The sequence below is a fragment of the Furfurilactobacillus cerevisiae genome, from assembly GCF_048961765.1.
GTDB lineage: Bacteria > Bacillota > Bacilli > Lactobacillales > Lactobacillaceae > Furfurilactobacillus > Furfurilactobacillus milii_A.
In genome coordinates, this window is the sequence record NZ_CP185253.1 from 1,601,203 (window position 1) to 1,627,830 (window position 26,628).

General features: G+C 42.3%; 28 protein-coding genes. 12 read left to right on the top strand and 16 right to left on the bottom strand.

All coding sequences use genetic code 11. From position 1 onward, the window contains the following. Complete coding sequence (locus ABUE36_RS07630) at nucleotides 1–1,623, bottom strand: peptide ABC transporter substrate-binding protein (protein ID WP_161001301.1); 1,623 nt, start codon at nucleotides 1,621–1,623, stop codon at nucleotides 1–3. Nucleotides 1,624–2,067: 444 nt separating this feature from the next. On the opposite strand from ABUE36_RS07630, the gene ABUE36_RS07635 reads away from it, so the two are divergent. From ABUE36_RS07635 to ABUE36_RS07660, 6 genes are all read left to right on the top strand, one after another. Beyond that, entirely contained in the window at nucleotides 2,068–2,616 is a 549-nt protein-coding gene (locus ABUE36_RS07635) for a GNAT family N-acetyltransferase (RefSeq protein WP_161001302.1), read from the top strand. A 186-nt stretch (nucleotides 2,617–2,802) separates the two neighbouring features. After that, nucleotides 2,803–4,020, top strand: coding sequence for a bacterial Ig-like domain-containing protein (locus ABUE36_RS07640; protein WP_161001303.1), 1,218 nt, complete (start codon nucleotides 2,803–2,805; stop codon nucleotides 4,018–4,020). 226 nt (nucleotides 4,021–4,246) lie between these two features. Beyond that, nucleotides 4,247–5,161, top strand: a complete 915-nt coding sequence (locus ABUE36_RS07645; protein ID WP_161001304.1) for an ABC transporter ATP-binding protein — start codon at nucleotides 4,247–4,249, stop codon at nucleotides 5,159–5,161. Then, nucleotides 5,136–5,864 carry an ABC transporter permease gene (locus ABUE36_RS07650; protein WP_161001305.1) on the top strand — a complete coding sequence of 243 codons (729 nt, stop codon included), beginning with the start codon at nucleotides 5,136–5,138 and terminating at the stop codon, nucleotides 5,862–5,864. The genes ABUE36_RS07645 and ABUE36_RS07650 overlap by 26 nt, the downstream gene beginning before the upstream one ends. Continuing rightward, entirely contained in the window at nucleotides 5,861–7,009 is a 1,149-nt protein-coding gene (locus ABUE36_RS07655) for a sensor histidine kinase (protein WP_421016499.1), read from the top strand. The genes ABUE36_RS07650 and ABUE36_RS07655 overlap by 4 nt, the downstream gene beginning before the upstream one ends. Beyond that, nucleotides 7,006–7,611, top strand: a complete 606-nt coding sequence (locus ABUE36_RS07660) for a response regulator transcription factor (protein ID WP_161001307.1) — start codon at nucleotides 7,006–7,008, stop codon at nucleotides 7,609–7,611. Before ABUE36_RS07655 ends, ABUE36_RS07660 begins: the two co-directional genes overlap by 4 nt. A gap of 100 nt (nucleotides 7,612–7,711) precedes the next feature. On the opposite strand, the gene ABUE36_RS07665 is transcribed toward ABUE36_RS07660, so the two are convergent. The 3 genes from ABUE36_RS07665 to ABUE36_RS07675 form a co-directional block, all read right to left on the bottom strand. Continuing rightward, nucleotides 7,712–9,958: a beta-glucosidase gene (locus ABUE36_RS07665; RefSeq protein ID WP_421016500.1), complete on the bottom strand. Its 2,247-nt coding sequence runs from the start codon at nucleotides 9,956–9,958 to the stop codon at nucleotides 7,712–7,714. Between the two features lie 42 nt (nucleotides 9,959–10,000). Then, nucleotides 10,001–11,179 (bottom strand): MFS transporter, encoded by a 1,179-nt coding sequence (locus tag ABUE36_RS07670; protein WP_421016501.1) that lies wholly within the window; start codon nucleotides 11,177–11,179, stop codon nucleotides 10,001–10,003. A gap of 171 nt (nucleotides 11,180–11,350) precedes the next feature. Beyond that, on the bottom strand, nucleotides 11,351–12,271 hold the full coding sequence (locus ABUE36_RS07675) for an IS30-like element ISLsa1 family transposase (protein WP_011373852.1): 921 nt from the start codon (nucleotides 12,269–12,271) through the stop codon (nucleotides 11,351–11,353). 174 nt (nucleotides 12,272–12,445) lie between these two features. On the opposite strand from ABUE36_RS07675, the gene ABUE36_RS07680 reads away from it, so the two are divergent. Next, entirely contained in the window at nucleotides 12,446–13,195 is a 750-nt protein-coding gene (locus ABUE36_RS07680) for a hypothetical protein (RefSeq protein WP_161001309.1), read from the top strand. Next, complete coding sequence (locus tag ABUE36_RS07685; protein WP_161001310.1) at nucleotides 13,185–13,652, top strand: helix-turn-helix domain-containing protein; 468 nt, start codon at nucleotides 13,185–13,187, stop codon at nucleotides 13,650–13,652. The genes ABUE36_RS07680 and ABUE36_RS07685 overlap by 11 nt, the downstream gene beginning before the upstream one ends. 93 nt (nucleotides 13,653–13,745) lie before the next feature. Here ABUE36_RS07685 and ABUE36_RS07690 read toward each other — a convergent pair whose 3' ends face one another. The 5 genes from ABUE36_RS07690 to ABUE36_RS07710 form a co-directional block, all read right to left on the bottom strand. Continuing rightward, a complete protein-coding gene (locus tag ABUE36_RS07690) occupies nucleotides 13,746–14,099 on the bottom strand; it encodes a glyoxalase (RefSeq protein WP_421016502.1) in 354 nt (117 codons plus the stop codon). 2 nt (nucleotides 14,100–14,101) lie between these two features. Continuing rightward, nucleotides 14,102–15,031, bottom strand: a complete 930-nt coding sequence (locus tag ABUE36_RS07695; protein ID WP_096109805.1) for an IS30-like element ISLpl1 family transposase — start codon at nucleotides 15,029–15,031, stop codon at nucleotides 14,102–14,104. 398 nt (nucleotides 15,032–15,429) lie between these two features. Then, entirely contained in the window at nucleotides 15,430–15,933 is a 504-nt protein-coding gene (locus ABUE36_RS07700) for a hypothetical protein (RefSeq protein ID WP_421016503.1), read from the bottom strand. An 88-nt stretch (nucleotides 15,934–16,021) separates the two neighbouring features. Continuing rightward, nucleotides 16,022–16,393 (bottom strand): hypothetical protein, encoded by a 372-nt coding sequence (locus ABUE36_RS07705; RefSeq protein WP_421016504.1) that lies wholly within the window; start codon nucleotides 16,391–16,393, stop codon nucleotides 16,022–16,024. Nucleotides 16,394–16,395: 2 nt separating this feature from the next. Next, nucleotides 16,396–17,325, bottom strand: a complete 930-nt coding sequence (locus tag ABUE36_RS07710) for an IS30-like element ISLpl1 family transposase (protein ID WP_421016461.1) — start codon at nucleotides 17,323–17,325, stop codon at nucleotides 16,396–16,398. 231 nt (nucleotides 17,326–17,556) lie between these two features. Here ABUE36_RS07710 and ABUE36_RS07715 point away from each other — a divergent pair, with 231 nt between their 5' ends. Continuing rightward, a complete protein-coding gene (locus ABUE36_RS07715; protein ID WP_010619295.1) occupies nucleotides 17,557–18,582 on the top strand; it encodes an IS30 family transposase in 1,026 nt (341 codons plus the stop codon). A gap of 438 nt (nucleotides 18,583–19,020) precedes the next feature. Here the strand turns inward: ABUE36_RS07715 and ABUE36_RS07720 are convergent, their stop codons facing one another. The 3 genes from ABUE36_RS07720 to ABUE36_RS07730 form a co-directional block, all read right to left on the bottom strand. Beyond that, nucleotides 19,021–19,509: a hypothetical protein gene (locus tag ABUE36_RS07720; protein ID WP_421016505.1), complete on the bottom strand. Its 489-nt coding sequence runs from the start codon at nucleotides 19,507–19,509 to the stop codon at nucleotides 19,021–19,023. After that, nucleotides 19,502–19,705, bottom strand: coding sequence for a helix-turn-helix transcriptional regulator (locus tag ABUE36_RS07725; RefSeq protein ID WP_421016506.1), 204 nt, complete (start codon nucleotides 19,703–19,705; stop codon nucleotides 19,502–19,504). The genes ABUE36_RS07720 and ABUE36_RS07725 overlap by 8 nt, the downstream gene beginning before the upstream one ends. Nucleotides 19,706–19,866: 161 nt before the next feature. Next, nucleotides 19,867–20,229, bottom strand: a complete 363-nt coding sequence (locus tag ABUE36_RS07730) for a hypothetical protein (protein WP_421016507.1) — start codon at nucleotides 20,227–20,229, stop codon at nucleotides 19,867–19,869. Between the two features lie 213 nt (nucleotides 20,230–20,442). Between ABUE36_RS07730 and istA the strand changes: the two genes are divergently transcribed. Both istA and istB read left to right on the top strand, forming a co-directional pair. Continuing rightward, on the top strand, nucleotides 20,443–21,666 hold the full coding sequence (gene istA, locus ABUE36_RS07735; protein ID WP_003555353.1) for an IS21 family transposase: 1,224 nt from the start codon (nucleotides 20,443–20,445) through the stop codon (nucleotides 21,664–21,666). A gap of 9 nt (nucleotides 21,667–21,675) precedes the next feature. Beyond that, complete coding sequence (gene istB, locus ABUE36_RS07740) at nucleotides 21,676–22,413, top strand: IS21-like element helper ATPase IstB (RefSeq protein WP_014386885.1); 738 nt, start codon at nucleotides 21,676–21,678, stop codon at nucleotides 22,411–22,413. Between the two features lie 11 nt (nucleotides 22,414–22,424). Here the strand turns inward: istB and ABUE36_RS07745 are convergent, their stop codons facing one another. The 4 genes from ABUE36_RS07745 to ABUE36_RS07760 all read right to left on the bottom strand — a co-directional run bounded on the left by ABUE36_RS07745 (nucleotide 22,425) and on the right by ABUE36_RS07760 (nucleotide 24,799). Then, nucleotides 22,425–22,802, bottom strand: coding sequence for a hypothetical protein (locus ABUE36_RS07745; protein ID WP_421016508.1), 378 nt, complete (start codon nucleotides 22,800–22,802; stop codon nucleotides 22,425–22,427). Nucleotides 22,803–22,971: 169 nt separating this feature from the next. Continuing rightward, nucleotides 22,972–23,421, bottom strand: a complete 450-nt coding sequence (locus ABUE36_RS07750; protein ID WP_421016509.1) for a universal stress protein — start codon at nucleotides 23,419–23,421, stop codon at nucleotides 22,972–22,974. Between the two features lie 146 nt (nucleotides 23,422–23,567). Continuing rightward, entirely contained in the window at nucleotides 23,568–23,852 is a 285-nt protein-coding gene (locus ABUE36_RS07755; RefSeq protein ID WP_421016510.1) for a DsrE family protein, read from the bottom strand. 98 nt (nucleotides 23,853–23,950) lie between these two features. Beyond that, the gene (locus ABUE36_RS07760; protein WP_421016511.1) at nucleotides 23,951–24,799 is read right to left on the bottom strand and encodes an aldo/keto reductase; all 849 of its coding nucleotides are present in this window, start codon (nucleotides 24,797–24,799) and stop codon (nucleotides 23,951–23,953) included. Nucleotides 24,800–24,929: 130 nt separating this feature from the next. On the opposite strand from ABUE36_RS07760, the gene ABUE36_RS07765 reads away from it, so the two are divergent. After that, on the top strand, nucleotides 24,930–26,603 hold the full coding sequence (locus ABUE36_RS07765; protein ID WP_421016512.1) for a glycoside hydrolase family 30 protein: 1,674 nt from the start codon (nucleotides 24,930–24,932) through the stop codon (nucleotides 26,601–26,603). Nucleotides 26,604–26,628: the final 25 nt, after the last annotated feature.

The following is a 26,628-nucleotide window of genomic DNA, read 5'->3' on the forward strand; positions in this document are numbered from 1 at the left end:
TTACTTAAGTTCAACATTTTGGTAGTTGTAGTTAACCCCGGCGCTACTGTAAACCAAATCGCGAATATTGCTACGTTGAAGCGTACCGCCAACTGATGAGCCCCAGAAAAGCGGCACAATACCAACATCCTTGGTCAGCGTGCGTTGGGCATTTAAGAGGTCTTGATAACGGGCATTACTGTTTAAGGCGTCTTGACCAGCAGCTAAATCCATGTCGTGATCAAACGCTGTACTCGTCCATTTTGCGCTAATTTGTTTATTTTGACTTTGAAAAAGAGATAAGAAAGTTGTTGGGTCATTAAAGTCACCATTCCAAGTTAAAATCGTGGCATCATACTTACCCGAAGTAATGTCACTTAACTGCGCTTTTAACGGAACTGTTTGGACATTAACCGTTACGTGAGGCAGTTTTTGCCATTGAGATTGAAGATATTCTGCCAGCTGTTTGCCGTTGCTTTGATCATTCGCTAATAGCGTGATGTTCAGGTTCTTTTTGCCACTTTCCTTAAGACCAGTTGCCATGAGTTGTTTTGCATGTGCCATATCATACTTAGTCACTGCGGGTACCGCTGCCTCGCTCGCAAAGTCCTTATGAGTTGATGGATTAGTAACCAGTTTTGCTGGTGTAAAACCAGTTGCAGGAGTAGAACCGTCTTGTAACGTATTCCGCGTTAGTTGTTGACGGTTAATCGCATTCGACAAGGCTTGGCGCACAGATTGATTTTGTAGTGGTGACTTTTTTGTTTGATTAAGTCCGACAAAGCCTGAGGCCGCGCCACTGCGATATTTATAATCAGCTTCCTGCTTTTCATTAGCGACTTGTGTGCCAGACAGTCTGACAAGGTCGGCTTTGCCTGTCTTATACAGGTTCAATGCCGTGCTTGGGTCTTTGACAACCGTAAAGTGGATACTGTTTAAATGCACAGTACGTTTAGCCCAGTAAGCACCATTGCGTTTAAGTGTCCACGTATTATTGGTACCATGCCAGCCAGTTACTTTAAAAGCGCCGTTGTAAACTTGATGTTGAGCGGTTAGGCCGTATTGCTTACCATATTTTGTGACAACTCGATGATCTTGAGGGAGAAACTGTGGCATTGTTAATAGTTGCCTGAAATAAGGAATCGGTTTATCAAGAGTAACCAACAAGTGGTAGCGTGATGTCGCGTGAACGCCTAAGCTTTGAACTGGGGCCGAGCCTTTTTGAATCTTATCAGCATTGTGCACGCCAGAAAACAGGTAAGCGTACTGGGAAGCAGTTTTTGGATCATTGGTTCGCTGCCATGCTTGCACGAAATCCCTTGCCGTTACAACATCACCATTTGACCAATGCGTATTGTGCCGGAGTGTAAAGTTCCATTGAAGGCCGTTTTTCGAAACGGTTGTGTGTGTCGCAAGTGCCTGTGTCGGTGTGCTGTTGGTCGTTTTGTAAAGACCAGTCATAGTGTTGGCCAATGCGGTGTGAGAAGTGCTGTCCGTGGCCTTTGATGGATCCAAAGTAATCATTTCAGTGGGTGAAACGACTGTCATGGTTTTCTTACTCGTGGTATTACGATGGCAAGCTGCTAAACTCGTGACCGTTAATAATGAACTAATAATTAATGCAAATTTTGTAAAGCGTTTCATGAATGTCTTCCCCTATGAAAGTTTTAATTGACCAAGTAAAAAAAGACAGCCCACGCGGACTGTCTTTGGTCAAAAAAAACACCAAGTCCGCGGTTTGATACCCATGCAGACTTGATGTCAAAAGTACATCAATGAATAAGCCGGCACAGATACAATTTGAGTATCACACTCAGATTGCATCCGTGTTAACGGCGGTTACGCAACCTGATTACCAGCTTTGCCAAGTATTGAGTTGTTGTGCGCAACGGTTCATGACGAACTTCCTTTCACTTAAACTGTCTTTTTTAACTGCTAACTACGATACAGAATTTAAGATAATCTTGTCAAGTACGTTTGCTAAATGATTTTCTCTAAAAACGATTTAAAATAAGCAGAAAAGCTAATTTGACGGGCACTTTTATGGTAAATTGAAAGGCATAAAATGTTTTTACTAAGGGGATAATCATGTTTACACATCAAATCGATGCTCACTTAGCCTTAAAATTATTAAACACTGAAGATGCCGAAGATTTAATCACCTATATCGCGGAAGACCGCCAGGAACTTAGAAAGTGGATGACGTGGGCAGATAAAATGCAATCCGTTGAGGATGAACAAAACTTTATTCAGTATGCCCGCGGTCGTTTTGCTGACAACCAAATGTTGCCATTGACAATCGTCATGGATGGCAAGCCGATCGGCAGTTTGGATCTACATGAAATCGATAACGTTAACCGGCATGCGTCGATTGGCTACTGGCTAAGTTCTCAGTATCAAGGACAAGGCATTATGACCCGGTCCGTGGAACGTTTACTGACAATTGGGTTTGATGAATTCAACTTACATAAAATCATCTTAACTGCAGATGTGAATAACAAGGCTAGCCAAGCCGTTGCTGAGCGACTAGGCCTTCATCAAGAGGGAACGATGCGCGATCAGGAAATCATCAATGGTCATTTTTGTAGTCTTGTTCAGTACGCAATGTTGGAAGATGAGTGGGCGAATGAAAATTAAAGTTAAGGGTGTTTAGTGGCTTTTTAACTTCTTGAGGTCAGTTTATTCAGTAATCCTTTAGTGAATTTTGTGATAAAGAAACATAAATGCTTTAATAGGGCTGTTCAAGGCGGTTTTTATTGAGTACAATAGTTTTAGAAAATCTTAATGATTCTAGTTTGCGATAAATGTTTAGGAGTGAGCCCCATGATTGAACCACATCGAAAAACAACTGAACAAAAGGATTCACAGGCACAAAATCAGTTACGTGTGATTACCAATCAGGCCACTGTCATTGCACAAGACCAAACGACCTATGTTGGTGGACCTCACTACGGTAAGACAAGTTTTGTTAAGGCTGTATACGACGCTACAGGTCAGGCCGTTGATCCAGCAAAAGTTCAAGTTGACCTCACCAACGTCGACTGGGACCAACCGGCCGATTACCGAATTAATTTGCAGTATACCAATCCTGGAAAAACGGTATCTGCAACTGCACATTTACATATTTTTGCGTTGGATGGCCGCGACGTTACTATTCATGCCGGCGAGCCAATACCTGACAAAACTGCTTTTATAAAACGACTGGTGGATCCAGGTCACATGGCTAAGGCGACCCAGAATGTCAAAATTAAGTTTGACGACGGTGAGCCTAACATTATGGCAGACAACAGTTATGGGTTAATGCTGACATATACCGTTAATGGTGTCACCGCGGGGGCGCATCAAGTACTCCATATTTTAGAAAATATGGTCAACGTTAACACGGCCAACCAAACGACTTATGTGAACGGTCCACGTACTAATCCTGACCGTTTCGTTCAACACCTTTATGATGCGGATGGTAATGCCATTGATATTGAAAAGGCGATTGTGGACATGTCAAAGGTCAACTGGCAGAAAGCTGGCCGGTATCCGGTTACTGTTCGTTACACGGATCATGGTAAAAATGTGTTTGTAACGGCCTACGAAAATGTCTTTTCACTATCTGCTCATAATCAGATTATTGTTGCTGGTGATGGTGACCCAATTCCTGCTCGTTATGTGGCAGATGCGAAGGACCAGTATAACCGTGATCGGTCTCGTTGGACGGCCATGAGTTATGACGATCCAACGGCCAATCATAAATTGCCAGGAACGTATAACGTTACGCTGAGCTTTGAAGTCAATGGTTCCACGGCTACGGTGCACCCAACGTTACAGGTTCTGCCCGAGATTTTGCGACCACAGGGTAGTGCAGATAATTTAACGATTCACATGCAGAGTCAATCAGCTCGTGAAAATACATCTGCTGCCTCACAAGCAGCCGGTATTCGTCACGGATTACGACACATGACGACTGGTTCACGGGTAGCTAATAATGCCGCCAAGGAAGCTGAAAAGAAAACGCGTGGCTTCTGGGCCCGTTTGTTCGGCCGCAAATAAAGTTCGCAGCAAAATGAAACATTTGACCGTTTGTAAACTTTAAATAGCGTTTTTTTAAAATAATGGTTAGCATCGCATCGATTAGTTTAACCAACTGGTGGGGTGCTATTTGTGGTTTCATCAGTTGAGGTGACATTTGTCATATAATGTTGTGACATGTACTTCTATTTTTCGACCCGAGAAGTGACTAAACTAAGCTCATCAAGTAAAAGAGATGGTGAGCAATATGTCGTCAATAATCGAATTAAAGAATGTCTCAAAAAAGTTCAAACAATTATCAGCAATTAGTAACGTTAATTTAAGCGTTGATGAAGGCGAAATCATTGGTTTAGTCGGAGAAAATGGTGCAGGGAAAACGACCTTAATTAACCTAATTTTGGGACTTCAAAAGCCTGATACCGGTCAGATTAAGGTTTTTGGCACGAATCCAGGAACTACCGTTTGCCGTAATCAGATTGGGGCCATGCTCCAGGAAAATGTAAGCATTAAAAATTTACATGTTGATGAAAGTTTTCAGCTTGTTCGAAGCTTTTATACGCATCCGCTATCATTGGAAAAATTGTTAACATTGACCGGGTTACGCGAGTTCAGACGTCATAATATGAGTGCTTTGTCTGGTGGTCAGCGGCGGCAATTAGCATTTGGTATTGCACTGGCCGGGAATCCACGTGTCATCTTCCTCGATGAGCCAACAGTTGGATTGGACAGTATTGCAAGAAAACAATTTTGGCAGAGCATTGAGCAACTCAGACATCAAGGAAAGACACTTTTCGTTACTAGTCATTATTTGGAAGAAATCGAAGCTGTTGCAGAGCGACTACTAATTCTGCAACACGGCAAAATTAAGTTTGACGGTCCATTAGATGCACTGACGTCTTTATATAGTGGGGCAACAGCCACATTTGAATCGGAATTAGCTGTTAATTACTTTAAGACATCTCCGTTGGTTCTTGAGGCTGAAAAACACGGCGATAAAATCACTTTAAAATTGAGTGATGGGGATCTCTGGCTACTTGAAAGCCAACATTTTCTCGATAAAATCCATCGTTTATCGTTAATGCCTAATTCGTTAAACGAAATTTTTACTGATGTAACACAAACTGGAGGACGCAATCATGAATCAGCTATGCACGCAAACTAAGTACGCAATCAAACGAGAACTGCTTCGTAATCCCAGATTTTTTCTTTTTAATCTCGCAATGCCAGCGTTTTTTTATATTTTGTTTACCAAAATTCTTGTTCAGGGAAGTGCGAGTGAAAAACAACAATTTAACTTAAATTATATGGATAGCATGATTTTTTCAGTTTCGGCTTTTTTAGCGGAAGATCGCCAAGAAAACATGCCAACTTTATTGGCCATTACACCAGCAAAACAACTATATTATTATGTAGGACTGATGCTGACGATGACAGTGATGAACATGCTATCGGCATCTGTAATTCTTACTATCGCGACTATTATTAATGGTGTTCATTTGACACTAAGTTCACTACTTTTAATAGTCGGATTATCCGCGCTAGGCGGGTTACCATTAATGCTGATTGGCGTCCTTGTTGCTAAATCAGGAAGACCATCATCGGTCAATAGTTTATGCAACCTGATTGTCTTTCCAATGGCAATTATCAGCGGTCTGTGGTGGCCTATCGGGCTATTGCCACATTGGATGCAACAAATTGGTAAGCTCATGCCCACATATGCAGTTAATTCTTTGTTGAATGTGGTCACTAAGCAAATGCACTTTAATTGGTCCTTTATCGTCAGTTTGGCAGGGTGGACCGGGGCGTTACTGATCATCATATGGCTGTTATCGAGGGCCAAAAACGACAGGAGTATTCAAGCATGACCTTTTTACGGCGTTATATTTTGTTTCCATCTAGATTTGGGTTTTACCCTTATTTTTGGTTGATTTTTCTAAGCTATCCAATTGCAATTGGTTTCGCAGAGACCGGAATTCGGCGGGTACTTACGTTATTTTTTCTAGCAATTTTCTTTTTGTGTTATCGAAACAGCTACGAAATCACCAAATTATTGCCATGGTCAATCGCGGGCCAGTTAATTGTGTGCGTGTATATGATGTTAGTGGAAAACTACATGGCACTATTCATTTTCATTGCGTGGGTAGTTGGTTCCTTACCATTCACGAAACGAGTTCGTTGGCGCTATTTAACGGCTTATTATGGCACTTTCACGGCTTCGGTGATTGCTGCAGTTACGAAACTTGTCGCGGTGACGCCGCATTTTCAACTCACTGATCGGCTTGATTTACTTGTCCTGCTAGCATTTGCCTATGGTTCACCAATTGCAGCAATGTCAGTGATGAGAACTGCTGACAAATCGCGTGCAATCCAGCAAACTAATGAACGCTTGGAAAACGTCATTCGACAGAATGAGCGGAATCGAATTGCTCAAGATTTACATGATACTTTAGGGCAGTCATTTTCAATGATCACCATTAAGACAGAATTGGCAAGAAAATTACTCAAGGTCGCGCCTGAAAAGGTTGATGAGCAGCTTAACGATGTTGAAAATGCCTCACGAGATAACTTGCAACTTGTTCGTTCAATCGTCAACGATTTGCGACAGTTGAACATTGCTGAAGTCATTATTAATCAAAATCGCAATTTGCAAGATGCCAATGTTACACTTTTGACTATTAACGAATCAATTAGTAATACTTGGCCGCGTCAAATACAAATTACTTTAGGTGCTGTTATTCAAGAAGCAATCACAAATATTATTCGTCATGCGCATGCTGATCATTGCTGGCTGACGTTTGGACAGCAGGCAAATTTGTTAACAATTTCAATTCGTGATAACGGAAAAGGCATCCATAAACCGCGTGAAAATAGTTCAGGTATAAGCGGTATGGCCAAACGAATGGAAACTATTAATGGAACCCTGGATGTTGCTTCTTCATCTGAAGGGACAACCTTGACCATTTCCTGTCCCAAACCTAAGACAAATAAGGAAAAGGAGCTTCAATCATGATTCATCTATATCTGGCAGAAGACCAAGGTATGTTGAATACAGCGTTAACCACCATTTTGAATCTTGAACCTGACATAACAGTGGTCGGATCAGCGACGGATGGTCAAACTGCGCTAAATGAAATTCGCCTTAAACATCCTGATATCGCGATTCTTGACATCGAAATGCCTAAACTTAGTGGTTTAGACGTGGCAGATCGGTTAAAGAATGATCAAAGTACAACTAAATCGCTCATTTTAACAACGTTTGCCCAGCCAGCTTATTTTAAACGTGCATTAGCTGCTGATGTAGCCGGTTATTTGCTTAAAGACAGTCCTAGCGATGACTTAGTGGAAAGCATTCACAAAATCATGGCTGGTCAAATCATTTATGCGCCAGAGCTGGTTCACGGAATGTATAATGCTTCGCAGAATCCGCTAACTAAACGAGAATTGGAAGTGCTTAGTGCTGCTCAAGACGGTGCTTCGACGGTTGAAATCGCCAGGATTGTGTCCTTGTCCCCAGGAACTGTTCGTAATTATATGTCCGCCGTTCTAAGCAAAATGGGCGCGCATAATCGATTAGACGCTATTAATATCGCCAAGAAAAACAAGTGGTTGTGAACAATCAAAAATGGGAAGAAAAAGCATCCAGGTAATTTACTTGATCTAAATGATAGTAATCAACTGGATGCTTTTAAATTTGGTTTTATTGATTGAGAATTTATTTTTTCAAAGCCGCATTGCTTTGATCAATGAAGGCCTGAATTGCCTCAACTGGAAAGCCACCGGCAACCAGTGCTCGTAATGGCGTATTAAACATCATCTGCTGGTCGGCAGCGCTGGCTTCATCCTGGTTTGTATATTGGGCCAACTGTTCGCCGAACATCTGCATCAACACAACCTTCGTTTTTTCGTTTGCTAAGAGGACACTGAGGTACGTATCCATATCGACAACGAGTGGTTGACTGGCGAAGTGTTTGATTGTTAGTTGCTTGGTTAGCGGCAAATCGCGCGAAGATGATCCGACCGCAATTTCGTACAGACCATTGTCGGCCTGCCAAGTCATGTTGTCAGCGTCGTACCAACTGAAATCGCGAGTATGCAAGGTGAAGGTAACCGTTTTAGATTCACCAGCAGAAATAGCAACTTTGTCAAATTGACGTAGTTCACGAACTGGTTTTTCAACCGGACTGACGAGGTTACTAATATACAATTGTGGCACTGCAGAACCGTCAACTGATCCAGTATTTTTAACGGTCACGGTAACTTTCAGATTATCTTCCTGCCAGTCACCAATAACTAAATCACTAAATTCAAACGTGGTGTAACTGAGGCCAAAGCCAAATGGAAAGGCAACAGCTTGATGATGCAGATCATAATAGCGATAGCCTACGAAAATGCCTTCGTGGTAACGCTCGTGCTCGTTACTCTGGTCAAATGTGCCATAGCTTGGTGTATCAGCCAGTCTGACTGGAAAGGTTTCTGCTAGTTTGCCACTTGGATTAACGTGACCGGTAAGGATATCAATTGTTGCTTCACCAACGGCTTCACCAGCCAAGTAGGTTTCAACGATCGCATCAACCTGATCTCGCCAAGGCATTTCGACTACTGAGCCATTTGCGAGAACAACACTAATATGAGCAACATGCTGTGCCAACGATTGAATTAAATGTGTTTGATTTTCTGGCAGTGATAGGTTCGTTTTATCGAAACCCTCTGATTCATCATCGTCACGATAGCCTACAAAGACAACAACCTGATCAGCATGTTGTGCCAACTCAATTGCTTGCTTTTCAAGCTCTTCATCAATCGCCGTTTTTGATAACTCGTAGCCAGAGGCAAACTGAACGTCTAGATCTGCTTGGTTCGCTGCCTCTAGAGCTGACACAACATGGTCTGGCGTGACATGTGAGCTACCTGAGCCCTGATACCGCGGTTGATCTGCCATTGCGCCTACAAAGACAACCGATTTGCCTGACTTTAGTGGCAATGCATGATCCTTGTTCTGCAATAACACAATGCCGCTATCAGCAAGCTTTCTAGCAAATTCATGGTGTTCCCCACGATCATACGGAACCTGAGCAGACTTTTTATCTAACAAACTAACGACCATGGTCAACACTCGACCAGCTGAAAGATCTAGTTGTTCATCTGTAATCGTGCCAGCTTTAACAGCGTCGACGATTTCACTAGTTGAGGCATCACCTTTACCAGGCATTTCAAGGTCCAAACCAGCTTGAAGGGAAGCAACGTGATCAGCTACAGCCATCCAGTCTGACATGACGACACCGGTAAATCCCCATTCCTGACGTAAAATATCGGTTAACAACCGCTCGTTTTGGACATTGAGGACGCCATTAATTTTGTTATATGACGCCATTACAGCTTCGGGGTGTGCTTGCTTGATGATGCGTTCAAACGGCGCTAAATAAATTTCTCGAAGTGTGCGCTCATCCATATCAGATGAATTAGTGAAACGGTGATTTTCACGATTATTGGCCGCAAAATGTTTAACGGTAGCCCCAACACCCTTATCATGCAAACCATTGATATAGGCGGTACCAATTTCACCAGCTACGAGTGGGTCCTCTGAATAATACTCAAAATTACGGCCTCCGAGTGGCGAACGCTTGATGTTTACACCTGGTCCCAAAAGTAAACTAATGTTTTCAGCTTGAGCTTCTTCACCTAAATGTTGACCTAAATCGCGTGCCAACGAGCGATCAAAAGTGCTAGCGACGAGTGCTGCCGAAGGATAGGAAATTGCCTTGACGCTCGCGTTAACACTAAGCGTTTCACCTTCCTTAGGTATTTGTTTACGCAAACCAGCTGGGCCATCAGTCATCATGATGGCGCTAATGTCGGCCGCGTTTGCGGCAGCAGTAAACCACATGTTTTTTCCGCTTACCAGCGCGGCCTTTTGTTCAAGTGTGAGTTGATCAAGCACAGCCAAAACCTTTTTATCCATAATTTGACGCCTCCAAAAATATGTTTAATTAGACAAAGTATATTACTGAACGTCCGATTGCGGCTTCTTCGGATGATGAATTAAACGGCCAGCCACGACGATGACACCGATAATGAGAAACGCAATGCCAGAAATAGTGAGGTTAAAGCTGGGTGTTGTGTTATGGAACAGATTGGCAACCAGGCCCCAGAAATAAGGTGCAATGAATGAGGCGATGTTAATGCCGATTAACATCATGGAAGATGCTAGTGTAGCCGAATTAGCCGGTGCAACATCGGCCACCCTGCCAAATAGATAGGGGCCAACAAAAGCAGAAGTAATCCCTAAAAGGGCAGCAATGACAAACGTTAACCACAGCGTTCTGGATAGCGCCAAACCGATAATTAAAATTCCAGTCAGTAATGCGCTTCCGGGCAAGACTGACGTTGCAATTCGTTTGTACACTGATCCATACACCAAACCACCAAGCATCTGGCCACCGCCGACAATAGCTAAAATGAGGCTACCTTGGGCAGCTGTTCCGTATCCGCCAGCAATAATTAAGGTTGATGCTTTAAGTGTAACCAACGTGAACAACATCATGATTAGAAACCATAACAATGAATATCCGATAACCGCTCGGTTAATAGATTGCTTTGGTTGGTCTTCATCGCCTTGCTGATGCCGATTGCTTGGTACTACTAAAGCGAACAGCGCCAAAACCAGGAACGAAATTCCGTAAACGATAAAGGTAGCATGCCAACCCATTGGCGTTAGCTGAGCAACGACTAGGAAAAACAAGATACTGCCAACCGCCGTTACTGCACCTTGAAATCCAAGCAGGGTTGCGCGCTCATCGCCATCATAATAAATGCTAAAAATACTATAGGCAATAGAATTGAACAGTCCTAAACCTGCACCAAATCCTAGTCTGGCCGCTAAAATGACCCAGTAGCTGCTGGTAAACATTGGCACAATTCCGGCGACTCCGGTAATTAGTAGGCCCAAAAGCACAGTATTTTTCATTCCGATATGATCGCTAATTGTCGAGCTAAAAATGACGAATATTAATACGGTAATGCTTGGTGCAGTGATGAGACCCTCAACGGCAGCGTGACTAACGTGCGGCAAACTGGCCTCCATCAATGGAATAACGCCAGCAACTGCATTGGCAGCCACTAACACGAGTGAAATTGACAGGATTGCAACCTTAAACAGCCAGCTTTTTGTTGAACGAACCATGACGACCAACTCCTTTAGTATAATGACAGCAACATCAACCACTTTTGTAAACAGTTACACGAATGGTCTAAAATGATAACGCTTACATTTAAGACCATTTTATCAACTATTGTCGTAAAAGCTGGTAAAATATCCTTGAAAAAAGCACTATTGGGACGGCAAATTACAAGTTTAATCCGAACAAGCCCGGAATCTTTCAATGGCAGTCTGTTGATGATGTATTTTTAATGGTCGTTGATTAATTAGTTCAAGTGCTGCTAGGATCTCATCAGTCGTTACTTGGCTAAAATTGGTCTTTTTCGGGAAGAACCAGCGTAACCGTCTATTAAAATATTCATTGGAACCTCGCTCCCATGGTGAATATGGATGGCAAAAATAAACTTTGATCTGATAATCCTGTTCTAAGGCCTGATAATTGGCAAACTCTTTACCATGATCAACAGTAATGGATTTTACTTGGGGACCGAAGGCCCCCATAAACTTGCCAAAGGCGGTGTTTAGAGCCTTAGCCGTTCTATTAGGGGCTTTGATGGCCCATAGAAGTCGGGTCTTACGTTCTACGAATGTAACCAGACATGATCGTGACTCACTTCGACTAGAAAGCACCGTATCTACTTCCCAATGACCAAAAGCTAACCGTTGATTAACAGTTGTTGGCCGTTGTTCGATGGAAGTCCCACTTGTAAATTTCCCACGATTTTCGCTCACTCGGTGCTGGCGGACATTCCGATTGGGTAGATCAGTCAATTTGAAGGGGAGCCAGCCACGATTAAGCCAATTATAAATTGACGCAGTGCTCAAGTTATAAGCGGCCGCAATGGTTTCTGGTGACCAGGTTAATCGTAAGTGATTGGTAATTAAAGTCGCTAATGCTGCCGTCAGCATCGAACGACGACCGCAATTCCGCCTTTTGCGATCTGCATCTTGCTGAGCTAATTCTGGATCATAAGGTTTAACCCGGTCCAACTCATAGCTAATCGTAGCTTTGGCGACGCCTAAGGCGTCAGCCATTACTTGGTAAGATTTATTCCCCTCATTGACCAGTTGTGCTAGTGCGCCACGTTGAAAACGTGATAAAGTAGATGTACCCAAAGTAATCACTCCCTATATTGGTTGGAATTAGCTACTACCATTGTAAGTGATTACTTTGGGCTTTTTAATTTCTGTTCGGATTAATTATAGAATTTGCCGGACATTATTTTTAGAATTGGTTTAGTTGGTATTTAAGAATAGTAAACGAACAACGTGACTTAGAAGGAAATGCACATGAATCAAAAACAAACAGCGCAAGTGTTAGCCAATTTTTATGTCTTAACGCACCTTGCTGTCAGCCAAATTGCCGGTAAAAACCGCTGGATAAGTGCGGGTAACGGGCGTTGGCACGAACTACGAGAGACTCAATTTGAAACGCTTAATCGCATCATTGATGACCAAACACAACTAATCTATTTTGCTGGCGACCATGGCGAGCAATACCTGTGGTGTCAACGACGCAAGGAGAATGGTCTCCTCATCGGCCCGTTTATCAATTCAACAAACGAAGGGCGTAAATTAAAAAGGGTGACTGGAGAAGAAATGAACCAGGCACCCTCATTGGCCGAACAATTTGATTATTTTTCCCGAACTTATAATGGTCTACTGCCAACGGTTATCAGCCAAGAGCAATTAATTGCTAGCGTGGAATTACTGCTGACTGCGTTGTTTGATCAAAAAACGGTCAACACATTAATTCATCAGCTGACTAGTGGACTTCGTTTGCCACAACCCAAGGTTGACGCCATGGTTAAAGATACATCTTCTTCACAATCGAACCGCGCCCCCTATCAGGCTGAAACTGCCCTTTATAACACCATTAGGGCAGGGCAGGATGATCAGGTCATCGTTGCATTCCAACGATTCTCCAACAGTGGCAAACCCGGCCTGGTCGTTCCAGGCAATCAACTGCGCAATGAAAAAGACTTAGCCATCGCAGCCACCACGTTGGCGACTAGGTCAGCCATTCAGGGTGGCTTATAATGCAGACAGTGCGTATGCCATTAGCGATCAAACGATTCAAATGATTGAGGCTCAGACGAGAACGAACGATGTTGTTGGGGTCTTAATGACCCAAATGACTCGTTTCGCCAAAGAGGTTCGTTTAGCAAATCAACACCATTATTCGAAAGACATCAATGCACTCACGGCTGAAATTTATGCTCACCGGGATACCGGTATTCAGCTGACCACTTTAGCGGCACAACAACACAAATCTGCCAAGTATTTAGCAAGCCGTTTTCGCAGTGAAACAGGTCGAACTTTTATGAATTATCAAAATCAGTTCAGATTAATGTTTGCTCAAGAGCAGCTGACAACCACTTCGGCTAGCATTATTGAAATAGCATCAATGATGAACTTTGAAGATGCCAGTTACTTCACGAAGTGGTTTAAAAGATTGTGTGGTCAAACGCCTAGACAATACCGTCAGCAACATTAAATGGTGAGCTATATTGAATTGAGTAGAGAAGCTTCAACTAGTTGTATTATACAACTGCCTATGCTAAAACGCATTGCAGTAATTCAAGCGTTATTACTGATCCAACTGCTCTGCAATCACAAAAAAATGGCCTTCGGGGTCAGCAAAATTAAATGTCCGCACACCGTTATTCACGATAATGTGGCCAGTATTAGGTAATCTTTTATGAAGCTGTTCAAATTCATCACTGAACAGCATTAATGACGGCGTTGTAAGTGATACTTCAGGTGAATACCGTTTGATGAACGACGTTGTAAATAACGAGATTTCGAGGGCTGAAGTGAATCGTAAGACGATGTTTTGACTGTTGTCGGGCATCTCATTGGTCTCAGCAATTTCAGCGCGAAAATATTTGTGCCAGAAATTAGCACAGACAGCAACGTTAGTCACATAAAGGGTAGATTGCAAATTTAATCCGAATTTTTGGACAAATTGGTCAGCATAACCTGATACGGTGTTTTCCAGTCAAGTATTTTAAGCGGTCTCTGGTTAATTTGGAGTAACGTCGTCGTTAAATCTTGAGCACTAATGTGCTCAAAACGAGTCCCCTTAGGATAAAAATAACGTAAATTCCGATTAAAGCGTTCATTACTACCACGTTCAGCTGGCGTATAAGCATGACAGTAATAGGTCTTAATACCATATTGTGATTCAAATGATACTAGCCCACTAAACTCAGTACCACGGTCCACAGTAAAACTGTGCACCGGTCCATTAAAAGTTGTTAGGAACTTAGTCAGTGCTTCATTAACACTCGCTGTCGTTCGGTCCTTTAACCGATATGCCCAAAGGAACCGTGATTTGCGATCGATTAAAGTTAATAAAACTGCCTTACTATGCCCACGAGGGCCAACGACGGTATCTAGTTCAAAATCACCGATGCGATTACGTTGATTAATCATCATGGGACGCTGTTCAATCGATCGCCCCAAAGATTGATTATATTTGGATCGTTGGTCAACGTTACGCCGTTGGCGTACGCCATGTTCAGGTAGATCATTCAAGGAGAAACCAATTCTCCCCTGATTTAGCCAATTATAAATAGATTTAGTCGCTAGTTTAAATTCGTGAGCAATCATTCCTGGTGACCAGCTTAGATGTAAATGGTTGAGAATTGTTTGCTTTAACTCATCGCTCAGCTTAGTTTTCCGACCACATCGTGATCGCTTGTATTCGGCATCTGTTTGTGCTAATTCAGCCTGATAAGGTTGACATCGAGATAATTCATAAGAAATTGTTGACGGTGATCGGTTCAGCCGAACGCCCATTTGGATATTGGACAGCCCTAGTTCACAAAAGGTTTCGATTTTAATTCGTTCGGAATAGGTTATACTAGACAAAAGATCAGCTCCTAAAAGATGGGTTTGTTGTAAACACCATTTTAAAGGAAGCTGATCTTTTTTGTCCGAACAGCGTTCGGATTAATTTTACAATCTACTAAAGCATGATGCGATTTTTAACTATCATAATTAAACCTCCGGAAAGTTGATGATTGGATGATGGCTGTGTCAATATACGGCAAAGTATTCATGAATCTAAATGAAGTATACGAGACATGAACAGTTGATGTCGAACGATGCGTCTAAAAAACAAGACATTGAGGTTGAAGAGCATTTAAAGAGCTTCTTTCACTACTTTGTATAATATATATTATGTAAACTAGAAAGCAAAAATTAAAGTCAACAGTCTTTTAACCCCTTTTTCTCGAAGTTTACGACAAAGCCTGTCGACTTTTTTACTATTCTTTATCTAACTTAAAATAAACAATTACATATGACCATTCGCTAATTAATAAACCAACCGCGATGATACTTGTTAGTACAGCGGCCATCAGTGTCACAGATAGATGAATTGTTGAACCTGCATTGATAATGCTACCTGACGTTAACGGAACTGCAACCATAACAATCAATGCAAATAAGGTTGTCACACGAGCACTAACATATTGTGCAGTTAACATTAATCGCCATTCGCGCTCATCATTATGAAACATGTCTACTGGTTCACCATTTTCTTTGATATCAAAAATTTTAACACGATGTTTTAATCCCTTTTTCTGGTTGCGTCTGAACATCACTAAGCTAACTAGCAGCACACCCCAGGTTAAGAACATCGTTATCCAAGATATCGCTGTGTCATTATAGGCTCCTTGACTCAATAACGTTAACATAGGGACAAATAAAAATAAGAGAATTGATTCCCAGATTGCTGTAGCAACCATATTTCTTTTAACATTAACCACAAAAATCCCTCTTTTCTTTGTGCATTTTTTGCCAAGACAATTAATATCAAGTCAGTTAATATAATATATTGATAGAAGTTTAAAATTTTCAGTTTCTTTGTTCTAATAAAACGTACATAAACAGATATGTCCATTTCTTAACCAACAAGATCAGAACAATCAAGCAAACAATGATAAAGCTGAGCGCGTCAAGTGAAAATAAATTTGGAATCACACTGTCGGCTGCATCTTGAGCAATCCTTGGAAGCATGAAAGCTGTGACCAATGGAACACTAAGAAGTATAAGCGTCACGTTAGTACTGACATAATCGGCTTTCTGCATTACATGCCATTCACGTTCATCGGCTGGTAGCATATTCAGTGGTTGCCCAGTTTCTTTTAAATCAAGGAATTGCACATGATGATTTGTCGCAAAGTTCGCTTGCGTCATGGATAAAATAGTTAAATTGGTAGATTGCAAATTTAATCCGAATTTTTGGACAAATTTGTCAGCATAACCTGATACGGTGTTTGCCAGTCGAGTATTTTAAGCGGTCGCTGGTTAATTTGGAGTAACGTCGTCGTTAAATCTTGAGCACTAATGTGTTCAAAACGAGTCCCTTTAGGATAAAAATAACGTAAATTCCGATTAAAGCGTTCATTACTACCACGTTCAGCTGGCGTATAAGCATGGCAGTAATAGGTCTTAATACCATATTGTGATTCAAGTGATACTAGCCCACTAAACTCAGTGCCACGGTCCACAGTAAAGCTGTGCACCGGACCATTAAAAGTGGTTAGGAACTTAGTTAGTGCTTCATTAACAGTCACTGTCGTCCGATCTTTTAACCGGTATGCCCAAAGGAACCGTGATTTTCGATCGATTAAAGTTAATAAAACTGCCTTACTATGCCCACGAGGACCAACGACTGTATCTAGTTCAAAATCGCCGATGCGATTACGTTGATTAATCATCATGGGACGCTGTTCAATTGATCGCCCCAAAGATTGATTATATTTGGATCGTTGGTCAACGTTACGCCGTTGGCGTACGCCATGTTCAGGTAGATCATTCAAGGAGAAATCAATTCTCTCCTGATTTAGCCAATTATAAATAGATTTAGTAGCTAGTTTAAATTCGTGAGCAATCATTCCTGGTGACCAGCTTAGACGTAAATGGTTGAGAATTTTTTGCTTTAACTCATCGCTCAGCTTAGTTTTCCGACCACATCGTGATCGCTTGTATTCGGCATCTGTTTGTGCTAATTCAGCCTGATAAGGTTGACATCGAGATAATTCATAAGAAATTGTTGACGGTGATCGGTTCAGCCGAACGCCCATTTGGATATTGGACAGCCCTAGTTCACAAAAGGTTTCGATTTTAATTCGTTCGGAATAGGTTATACTAGACAAAAGATCAGCTCCTAAAAGATGGGTTTGTGGTAAACACCATTTTAAAGGAAGCTGATCTTTTTTGTCCGAACAGCGTTCGGATTAATTTTACAATCTACCAATTAAATAAAAGCCTCGATTTAAAATTGAAGTGCAACACCTGCTCTAATAGACCAGTTCTTTATTCAGACTAGTCAAAAAGGCCATGAAGACCTATTCTTAATTCACCACAAACAAGAAAGAGGTATCTTCATGACCCGAATTAAGAATATCATATCTAATCAGTATCACCAACTCAATTTAGCTGAACGTGGTCGAATTGAATCCCTAAGGGACTTAGATTGGTCTATCCGCCGGATTGCCCAGGCCCTTCATCGTAATCCCAGCACGATTTCACGTGAATTAAAACGTGGGACAACGACACAGATTAACGCTAGTACTCATATCTTTGAACAGTCATATCTGGCAGAAACTGGTGAAGCAATTTATCGTAAGCACCGACTAAATAGCTGTTATCGTGGACTCTTTGATCATTGTCAAACCTTCTGTAATGCTTTGGTGACAGCTTTAAAAGCGCGTCCCAGGATGCATAGTGTGGATACTTTTGTCCACCAATTCAAGACTGATCACCCAAGGCTTGTCTGCCCCTCAACACCGACGGTGTACCGGTATATTGATGACCAGCGTTTAGCTATCCGCAATTCAGACCTACCAGCTAAACTACGTCGCCGGATTAAATGCCCCGGGGCAAAGCATCATCGAATCAATAAGAAAAATCTGGGCCATTCAATCGAAGAGCGTCCCGCCATGGTTCAAGCGCGTCAAGAGCTTGGACACTGGGAAGGTGACTTGGTCAAAGGCAAACGGGTTGAATCTGAGCCAGCATTAATGACTTTGACTGAACGTGTTAGTCGCTTAGAGATCATCGTTAAACTTCCCAATTATCATGCCGACACTTGCTTGAAAGCCCTCCAGAATACCTTATATGACTATGGAACCGAGCACTTTAAAACCATTACTTTTGATAATGGTGCTGAGTTCTCAAGCTTGAGTCAAGTCAAGGGAACTGACATCTACTTTGCCCATCCTTATTCACCATGGGAACGTGGAACCAATGAGAACACTAACGGCCTTTTGCGCGAGTTCTTCCCGAAGGGCAGATCCTTGGCTTCGGCCTCACTCATTGACATTCAGCTGGCTCAAGATACCTTAAACAACCGGCTACGGCGGTCATTGAACTATCGCTGCCCAGCCGATCTAATGCCTGAACTAGCTTAGCAACTAGACCACTTCTAAGAATAGATTCTTAGTGTTGCACTTGATTTGACAATTGAGGAATTAAATAAAAGAAATAACCAACCAATAAAATTAATAGAACTCCTGGTGTATGTCAGCACAAGTAACTCCAGTAAGATAATGGTCCAAACAGAAGTGTTAATGAGCATGTTACGTTTAGTTTTGGACATTGCTGATTGTCTCCTTCTTTTTCGAATCAAATATGTAATGCTTTTATTTATTCTGTGAAAACCAGTTGTATAATGCCAGCAGGATCCATTCCTTAATCAAAAATGCTAATGCAATTAGACAGACCACAATAAATCCAACCGTATCAATGTTTAGTGAGATCAACTGACTGACATTAGAGATATTGGCGTACTCAGGTATCAAAATTGTAGCAATAAAATATCATCTCATCTATAGATATTATTAGCCGCATTATCCACGATTTAACCGAAAATAAGCAATCAAGAACGACCACTCGCCAATCAATGTTGCACTAGTAATGAGAATGCTAACCAACGCCAGAAGATACTGCAGTGAGTAGCGGGTTGGCAAAAAAGCCATTCCACTGTACAAGTCGCTACCGGTCAGCACGTAGCAAACACCTAAAACAACAATCAAAAACACTCCTGTGACGCGACCACTGACGTAATTAGCAGTTAGCATCAGACGCCATTCTCGTTCATCATTATGCAACATATCTAGTGGTTCGCCCTTTTCATTTAAATCAAAAAGGCGTACTCGATGTGTCAATAAATGTGTTTGACGTACTCGACGAAAATGTACTAGAACGACCAAGCTGATTAGAACTACTAATGTTGCCATTCCATGAGTGTTTTCCAAGACAACAGCTAAGCACATTGCTACGAGTAGTAATGTCAACAGACTAGTTGTGACTAATAAATTCTTTTTAACATTAATCATGACGTTCACCCCATAAAAATAGTTGATCTACTCTCAGTCCAAGCACATCGGCTAACTTAAACGCCAAGTCCAAAGATGGATCATACTTATCGTTTTCAATCGCGTTGATGGTTTGCCGAGTTACCCCTGTTTTAGTCGCTAATTCGGCCTGAGAGAGTTTTTGCTGCTTACGTGTTGAATTGATCACGTTCTGCACGACCGTCAGCTCCTTTGTTTATTAATCTAATGTCAAACGTCTTTGACATTTAAAGTAAAACATCTTTTACATTTCGTGTCAAATAGTTTTTACGTTTTATCTCAAAAAAGAATTCACAGCAAGCGGCTAAAGCCGACTAAAAACACTTTTTTTAATTCAGATTAGTGATATCGATGATATTCTTGCGCACGTTTGAGTTGAAACGTAATAATTTCTTCTTCAGTGGAGATTTGATGCTTGTTTTTGTCATTAAGCATGCGAAATGTCGTTAACAATTGATGCGCTTGGTTGATAGCATCTTGTTGATTATCGTTAAAGTAAAGTGCACCAATAACATGGCTCGTTAATCGTTTCAGTCGGCAATTAAAGTCTGATGACAAATCGGATAACGCATCAATTTCCTGCCAAACTTTCTTGGCATCACTGAATTTAGCGTCCTTTACATACGTTGGTCGTGTGAGCAAGTCCTGTAAGTAATTAAGCCACAGTGTCTCTCTTAAATTAGCGGCGTATGAACCATTCATGGCTGCATAAAAATGGTAGCAAGCCTCTCCTCGCTCAACTAATGCCTGTTTGCGTTTTAATGAATTGACAGTCCAAATCGCTGGGCCGGCTAATTGTAGTTCGAATAAATGTAAAAGGCACCCGTAAAATGTAGGAAAACGGCAGGTTAGAACTGTTGGTTTTCCTACATTTTTTGTATCATGAATCACATCAGAGTGTAGGAGGAATTTGATGTGAGACGTGATTTAAGAGAAGGAGTGACGATTTACGTGACTGAAAATATTAAGCCTAACTTCGCCGAGATTGCCCGGCAATATAATGTTGATTATCGAACCGTTAAGAAAGCCTATGAGGAAGTCAAAGCTGGACTTAAGGGCCGACCAAGTGGTCGACCGAAACGGCCAAGTTTACTGGATCCATTCAAGCAAACCATCGATTCAAAGCTTGAACTAAATTGTTCGGCTGCTTCAATTTTTAAATTTATCCAGAAGAAGGGCTTTACCGGCAGCTATACCCTCGTGAAAGATTATTGTCGCCAAACCCGCCGAGAACGAGTTAAGAAAGCTACCATTCGGATTGAACATTCCCCTGGTCTCTCTGCTCAAGTTGACTGGAAAGAAGAAATGGCCCTAGTGAGCAGCGAGGGTGAGCTGTTTAAATTCAATATTTTCTTGTATGTATTGCCTTATTCAAAACTCAAATATATGACACTAACCTTTGATCGGAGCCAAGATACCCTCTTTTCTTGCTTACACGACGCTTTCCTTCATACCGGAGGTATTCCGACGGAAATCTGGTTTGATAATATGAAAACCGTTGTGGATCATACAAAATCCCAGTTTGGCCACGCTGTCTTTAACGAACGGTTCCACGAATTCTGTAAAGATGCCGGTTTCACACCAATTGCTTGTCGACCATTCAGACCACAAACTAAAGGTGCAGTTGAAGCCCTTGCTCGCACGGTTGAACGTTTACGGCCATACAATACTGAATTTGCTGATGGAACTGAGCTAATCGAACTAGTTCATATGCTCCGAGATGATCTAAATCATGAAACTTCGCAGGCCACGGACGAAGTCCCGTACCTGAAATGGTTAGACGAAGAAAAAGAGTACCTTCATCGCGTTCCAGTTAATCTCCTTGAACCATACTTCGAAGAAAACATTACCCGTGTCGTTTCGAAGGAGGCCATGATCAATTTCCGCAAATGTAAGTACTCAGTAGATCCGCGATACATTGGTTGTACGGTTGCTGTTGAAATCTCCAATGATGAGCAGCGCATTCACATTTATTATAACGGAGAAGAAATTCGTACGCACTCCATAACTACCAATTCGCTGAATTATGACCCCCAAGATCAGTTCAATATCCTCAAATCTGATTTGCTTAAAGGGCGGACAGATGAAGACATTTCAGCTTACATTCGTGAACATATGACTGATTACGACAACTTATAGGAGGCTACCATGACCACTAATAATCAAATTCTTTTAAATAATCTTGAGCGCTTAGGGTTAAACAAAATCCGTGAATACTTGCCGAATTACCTTGATCAAATTCACACTGATAATCTGTCATTAACTGAGGCGCTAATTGATTTAACTAATTCGGAACTCCAGAATCGACACGAAGGTCAGATTGCACGGGCCATTGGCCGTGCTCGGTTCCCCAATACAAAATCCCTAGATACATTTGATTTTAGCTTTCAACCCAGTATGAATCGCCAAGAGGTTCTGGAATTCCAGAATCTGGCTTTTATGGAAAAGTCTGAAAACTTAATCTTTATTGGCAATCCGGGAGTCGGTAAAACCCACTTGGCAATTAGTATTGGGATTGAGGCCTGTAAACAGGGCTGTCGGGTTCTCTTTATTAATTGTCATGAGCTGTTGATTAGATTGAGAGCAGCTTACGAAAAAGGACTGCTTGATCGATCTCTAAGCCGCTATTCGCGCTATGACCTATTAATTATTGATGAAATTGGGTATTTGCCAATTGGTCACCAAGAAGCTAACCTCTTATTTCAGCTAGTCAATGCCCGCTATGAAAAGCATTCAACGATCATTACCAGCAATAGTGATCTATCCGCTTGGGTTGATATTTTCCAGAACCCAACTGTGACAGCAGCCATTCTCGATCGCTTGGTTCATCATGTTCACGTAGTGAAGATCACTGGTAAATCTTACCGATTACGTGGCCTCAAGTAACTGCCGAAAACCTACATTTCTTTCTGCCGAAAACCTACATTTTTAAACTGCCCTTGACATAAAGACCACTGAGACAGATTTTGCAAGTGTTCAACAGCAATTAAACTTGGTTCAACCGCCATCTTGAACATATTTGTTCCATACGCGCGCACTAATGTATAGATTTCACTGGCCAATAATCGATCAGATTCCAACCGTGAACTTTGCCTTGCTATATACAATTGTTTTAGCTCATCAAAACGACGCTGTGCATATAAATCGCTTATTGTATTAAGCAAGCTGACCTCGGTCGTGTTTTGATGATTATGCCTGAGATAATCAAATTCGGCTGCGCCAACGCTATCCATATTGAGAAGTTTGCTATTAAACATACCTGCTTTGACGCTCATTATGATCAGTCACACGGTTCACAATCAGGTTCTACCATTATTTAGTCGTGTCATTGATTTTGCAAAACTAGCTCGAACGCCAGGACACACAGAAAAATTAATATTCAGAGCAAATTAAAACGCTTCGACCAAAACGAAGTAATGGCAGAAGCGTTTTAATCAACATTATTCAGGCGTCATCTTTAACTACAAACACGTTAACAGTCGCATGTCGAACAACATATGCAGTAACTGATCCCATGACCGCCTGACTGATGGCGTTCATCCCCGTAGCCCCAATAATTATTAAATCAATTTTGTGTTCTTCTGGGTAGCTACGAGCAAGCGTAGATTTAATATTGCCTTGCAGTAGCTTTGTTGAAAAGTTTGTAAAACCACTTTCCTTAACTCGCTTGGCAACATCCTCTAAATAATTTTCGGTTGCGAGTCGAACATCCTCGTTGAATACGGTCGCATTAGCGCCACCACCGTAAGCGGCATAGATGTTTGGATCAATGACACGGACGAGGTGTAAACGGGCCTTGTTTTCTTTCGCCAGAGCAATGGCTGTTGTCAAAGCCCGTTCAGCATTTTTGGAACCATCGAGGGGTACCATAATGTCTTTTGGTGGAAATGCCATCTTAATCGCCTCCTTCAAAGGGATTAGGTTTATGAAATCTGACTTATATATATCATAATTTGATTTCATCCTCACATAATCTGCCTTTGAATGTTCAGTGAACATTTATAGTCGCTAAATCAGCGATTTTGTGCAGCATTCCACGTCTATGGTTTGATATATGCGTACCCTGACTCTTGTAATTTAATGAGATCGAGAACACCCACAGGGACCACAATCACGCCCTCTGGCAATTGGTCGGCAGTAACATTATGCGTAGTCATCGAGTTATGACAGGCATGAAATTCAACTTCGGGAAAACGGCGAACGGCATTTTGACCATCCTGATCCAAATATTTGGTGATGGCAGCGCCGTTGACTAACACCACAACTTGCAGCTGCTCCTTAGGTTCAGATTCGACGTATGTGGTTAAGTTAGCGACATTTTGCATCGTGTGAGCCCAGTGGTCAGGCTGATCTACATGAAAGACGACCTTATGGCGCATTTCAACAGCTCCTTTAATTTTTCGTTTTTTTTAAATTTGGCTTGTTAAATCACAGCTAGTGGAACTTTATGTGTTGGCGTCGGGAATGCGGTATTTATCCGCCTCAGTTCTTCATCGCTAAGCACTAGGTCCGCCACAGCAACATTTTCTCTGGCATGATCGATTGTCCCAGACTCTGGAATTGCCAACACATCAGGCAATTGAATGACCCATGCCAACATAATCGCAAACACCGACACATGGTGGGCAGCAGCAATGCTTTTCAGTGTTTCATTGCCTGCCAAGTTGCCTCCCAGTGTATCGCCCTGTGCAATAGGTGAATAAGCAAGTGTTGGAATATGATGTTTCTCTTGCCATGGCAACAAGTCAAACAAGGTGCCGCGATTTTGTAAGTTGATAAGCACCTCATTAACAGCAACCTTGTCACCATCAGGTACGCTTAGCAATTTTTGCATATCATCCACGTCAAAGTTTGATACGCCCCACGCACGAATTTTGCCCGCCTTCTTAGCAGCTTCCATTGCACGAACCGTCTCTGCAAGTGGAATATTGCCCAGCCAATGTAACAGGTATAAATCAAGGTAATCAGTATTCAAGGCTTCCAAAGAACGGTCCAGACTTTGCGGTAACTGTTTTGCACTCGCGTTTTCTGGCAGGACTTTGGACACAAGATAAACATCATCGCGCTGATGTTGGTTTAACACCTCACCAACTAGCCGTTCAGAGCGGCCATTGCCGTACATTTCCGCGGTATCAATCACTTTAGCACCGGCATCAAGTCCAGCAGATAGAGCACCAATTTCGCGCGACCTAGTCGCCTCAGAGTCGCCAATATGCCACGTGCCTAAGCCAATTGCGGGCAATACTTGCTGATTGATTGTGACAGTTTTCATCTGTAACACCCTCCCATTATTTCAACCACTTTTACCATACCTGTTTTAAAACTATCTCACCAGTTAAAACGCTTCTCTTCAATAAACACCATGCTATACTTAAAGAAATCGTGGTAAAGGAGCGGTCTACGTGGCAAAGTGGAAACTTGGTTCGTCAATCAAATTAGTCGTTATTGCCATGCTAACCGTGGGCGTTACAAACGTAGTCAGCGGCACTTTGCCTGCATTAACCATGTCGGTGTCGAAGGCTGATTCACGATACCAAACGACGATGACGACTACCAATCAAGCTGGTCAGCATGATCAACGGCATCTTGTGATGGGCACCCATATTGATCACGTTTCCAATAGTACTGGCTTTGTACAAGTCTTCCCTAATCGTCGTCGCCAAACATTTACTGGCGTTGGTGGCGCCTTAACGGACAGTGCTGCCAGTGTCATTCAAAAGAGCCGTCCGCAAACACGCCGTCAAATTTTAACGGCCTACTTTGGCGCTCAAGGAGCCCGTTACACAAATTTACGTTTGACGATTGGCTCGGCTGATTTTTCGACGTTTGGCTATACGTATGCTAAAGAAGCCACACCAGCGACATTCAGTTTAAAACCTGACGATGTTCACGTCTCACCGGTCTTACAGCAGATTCTCAAGCAGGCTCCCAACATCCAAATTATGGCAGCACCATGGGCGCCACCAAAATGGATGAAAGTTAGTCACCGACGTGATGGTCAAAACTTTCTCGTCAACAACGCATTAAAGCGTTCTGCTATGCCCGCTTATGCCGACTACTTAGTTAAGTACGTTGACGCGCAACACAGCCGCGGTGTTGCGATTAAAACGTTGTCTCTACAAAATGAATTACAGGCTAGCTCGCCATGGGAAGCAATGACATGGACACCGGATGCGGCCGCAACCTTTATTACCCGTTACTTAGGTCCTAAGTTAAAAGCACGGCATCCACAAACAAAAATTATGGTTTGGGACTACGTTAAAAGTGACGCCACTCAGCCAATCATGATGGGCTTTAATCAATGGACCCAGAAGTTTTACGCGCATCGAGATGTGCACCAATACGTCGACAGCGTGGGTGTGCACTGGTACGCCGCCAGTTTAAATGCTCAGATGAGCTTGGGCAATCTTAGTGGTCAACCGGCTTGGGATGATAATTTTAACAACCTGGACCTATTTCATCGTCAGCAGCCTCAACAGCAGATTATTGCCACGGAAGCTGCACAAGAAAAAGGCGTTTGGCTCAATCAGTGGACGCCAGCAGCCCGTTACGGATACGACATCATTAACGATTTTGAACACCATGTTCAAGGGTATCTCGATTGGAACTTGGTCCTCAATGGTCAAGGCGGTCCGACTCACGCAGCTGTTAATCCCTGTGGCGCTGCAATCAATGTTTTACACGCCGGCACCCCGAAAGAGCAATTAGTGATCAATCCTGCCTATTACGTTCTCAAAAGAGTTAGCCGTGATGTCCAACCTGGTACCGTGAGTGTTGCCTCAACGACAAATCGCCAATTGGAGCACACAGCCATTTTGCAACACGATGGCTCAACGCGACTGTTACTTGACAATCGGTCCTCTCAAGTACAAACAGTCCAAGCTGTTATCGGGCATCGTGCTTACAAAGTACGATTAACACCACATTCTTTCAACAGCCTGAAGTTACCTCAGCAAACGGCAAAAAATTTGAAAACGCCACGGATAACACATACGCCAAATTCACTGAAGCGCTTGTCGCGGTTCGATAATCATTGGGTAACGCCAATTTATCGTTTCTTAGGCTTACAGGACTAGCAATTTAAAGATAAAGCACCCCATA

What these genes read in the sequence shown, in the direction of transcription:
- ABUE36_RS07630 (WP_161001301.1), bottom strand. Translation starts at nt 1,623, where the DNA reads ATGAAACGCTTTACAAAATTTGCATTAATTATTAGTTCATTATTAACG.
- ABUE36_RS07635 (WP_161001302.1), top strand. Translation starts at nt 2,068, where the DNA reads ATGTTTACACATCAAATCGATGCTCACTTAGCCTTAAAATTATTAAAC.
- ABUE36_RS07640 (WP_161001303.1), top strand. Translation starts at nt 2,803, where the DNA reads ATGATTGAACCACATCGAAAAACAACTGAACAAAAGGATTCACAGGCA.
- ABUE36_RS07645 (WP_161001304.1), top strand. Translation starts at nt 4,247, where the DNA reads ATGTCGTCAATAATCGAATTAAAGAATGTCTCAAAAAAGTTCAAACAA.
- ABUE36_RS07650 (WP_161001305.1), top strand. Translation starts at nt 5,136, where the DNA reads ATGAATCAGCTATGCACGCAAACTAAGTACGCAATCAAACGAGAACTG.
- ABUE36_RS07655 (WP_421016499.1), top strand. Translation starts at nt 5,861, where the DNA reads ATGACCTTTTTACGGCGTTATATTTTGTTTCCATCTAGATTTGGGTTT.
- ABUE36_RS07660 (WP_161001307.1), top strand. Translation starts at nt 7,006, where the DNA reads ATGATTCATCTATATCTGGCAGAAGACCAAGGTATGTTGAATACAGCG.
- ABUE36_RS07665 (WP_421016500.1), bottom strand. Translation starts at nt 9,958, where the DNA reads ATGGATAAAAAGGTTTTGGCTGTGCTTGATCAACTCACACTTGAACAA.
- ABUE36_RS07670 (WP_421016501.1), bottom strand. Translation starts at nt 11,179, where the DNA reads ATGGTTCGTTCAACAAAAAGCTGGCTGTTTAAGGTTGCAATCCTGTCA.
- ABUE36_RS07680 (WP_161001309.1), top strand. Translation starts at nt 12,446, where the DNA reads ATGAATCAAAAACAAACAGCGCAAGTGTTAGCCAATTTTTATGTCTTA.
- ABUE36_RS07715 (WP_010619295.1), top strand. Translation starts at nt 17,557, where the DNA reads ATGACCCGAATTAAGAATATCATATCTAATCAGTATCACCAACTCAAT.
- ABUE36_RS07720 (WP_421016505.1), bottom strand. Translation starts at nt 19,509, where the DNA reads ATGATTAATGTTAAAAAGAATTTATTAGTCACAACTAGTCTGTTGACA.
- ABUE36_RS07730 (WP_421016507.1), bottom strand. Translation starts at nt 20,229, where the DNA reads ATGAATGGTTCATACGCCGCTAATTTAAGAGAGACACTGTGGCTTAAT.
- istB (WP_014386885.1), top strand. Translation starts at nt 21,676, where the DNA reads ATGACCACTAATAATCAAATTCTTTTAAATAATCTTGAGCGCTTAGGG.
- ABUE36_RS07745 (WP_421016508.1), bottom strand. Translation starts at nt 22,802, where the DNA reads ATGAGCGTCAAAGCAGGTATGTTTAATAGCAAACTTCTCAATATGGAT.
- ABUE36_RS07750 (WP_421016509.1), bottom strand. Translation starts at nt 23,421, where the DNA reads ATGGCATTTCCACCAAAAGACATTATGGTACCCCTCGATGGTTCCAAA.
- ABUE36_RS07755 (WP_421016510.1), bottom strand. Translation starts at nt 23,852, where the DNA reads ATGCAAAATGTCGCTAACTTAACCACATACGTCGAATCTGAACCTAAG.
- ABUE36_RS07760 (WP_421016511.1), bottom strand. Translation starts at nt 24,799, where the DNA reads ATGAAAACTGTCACAATCAATCAGCAAGTATTGCCCGCAATTGGCTTA.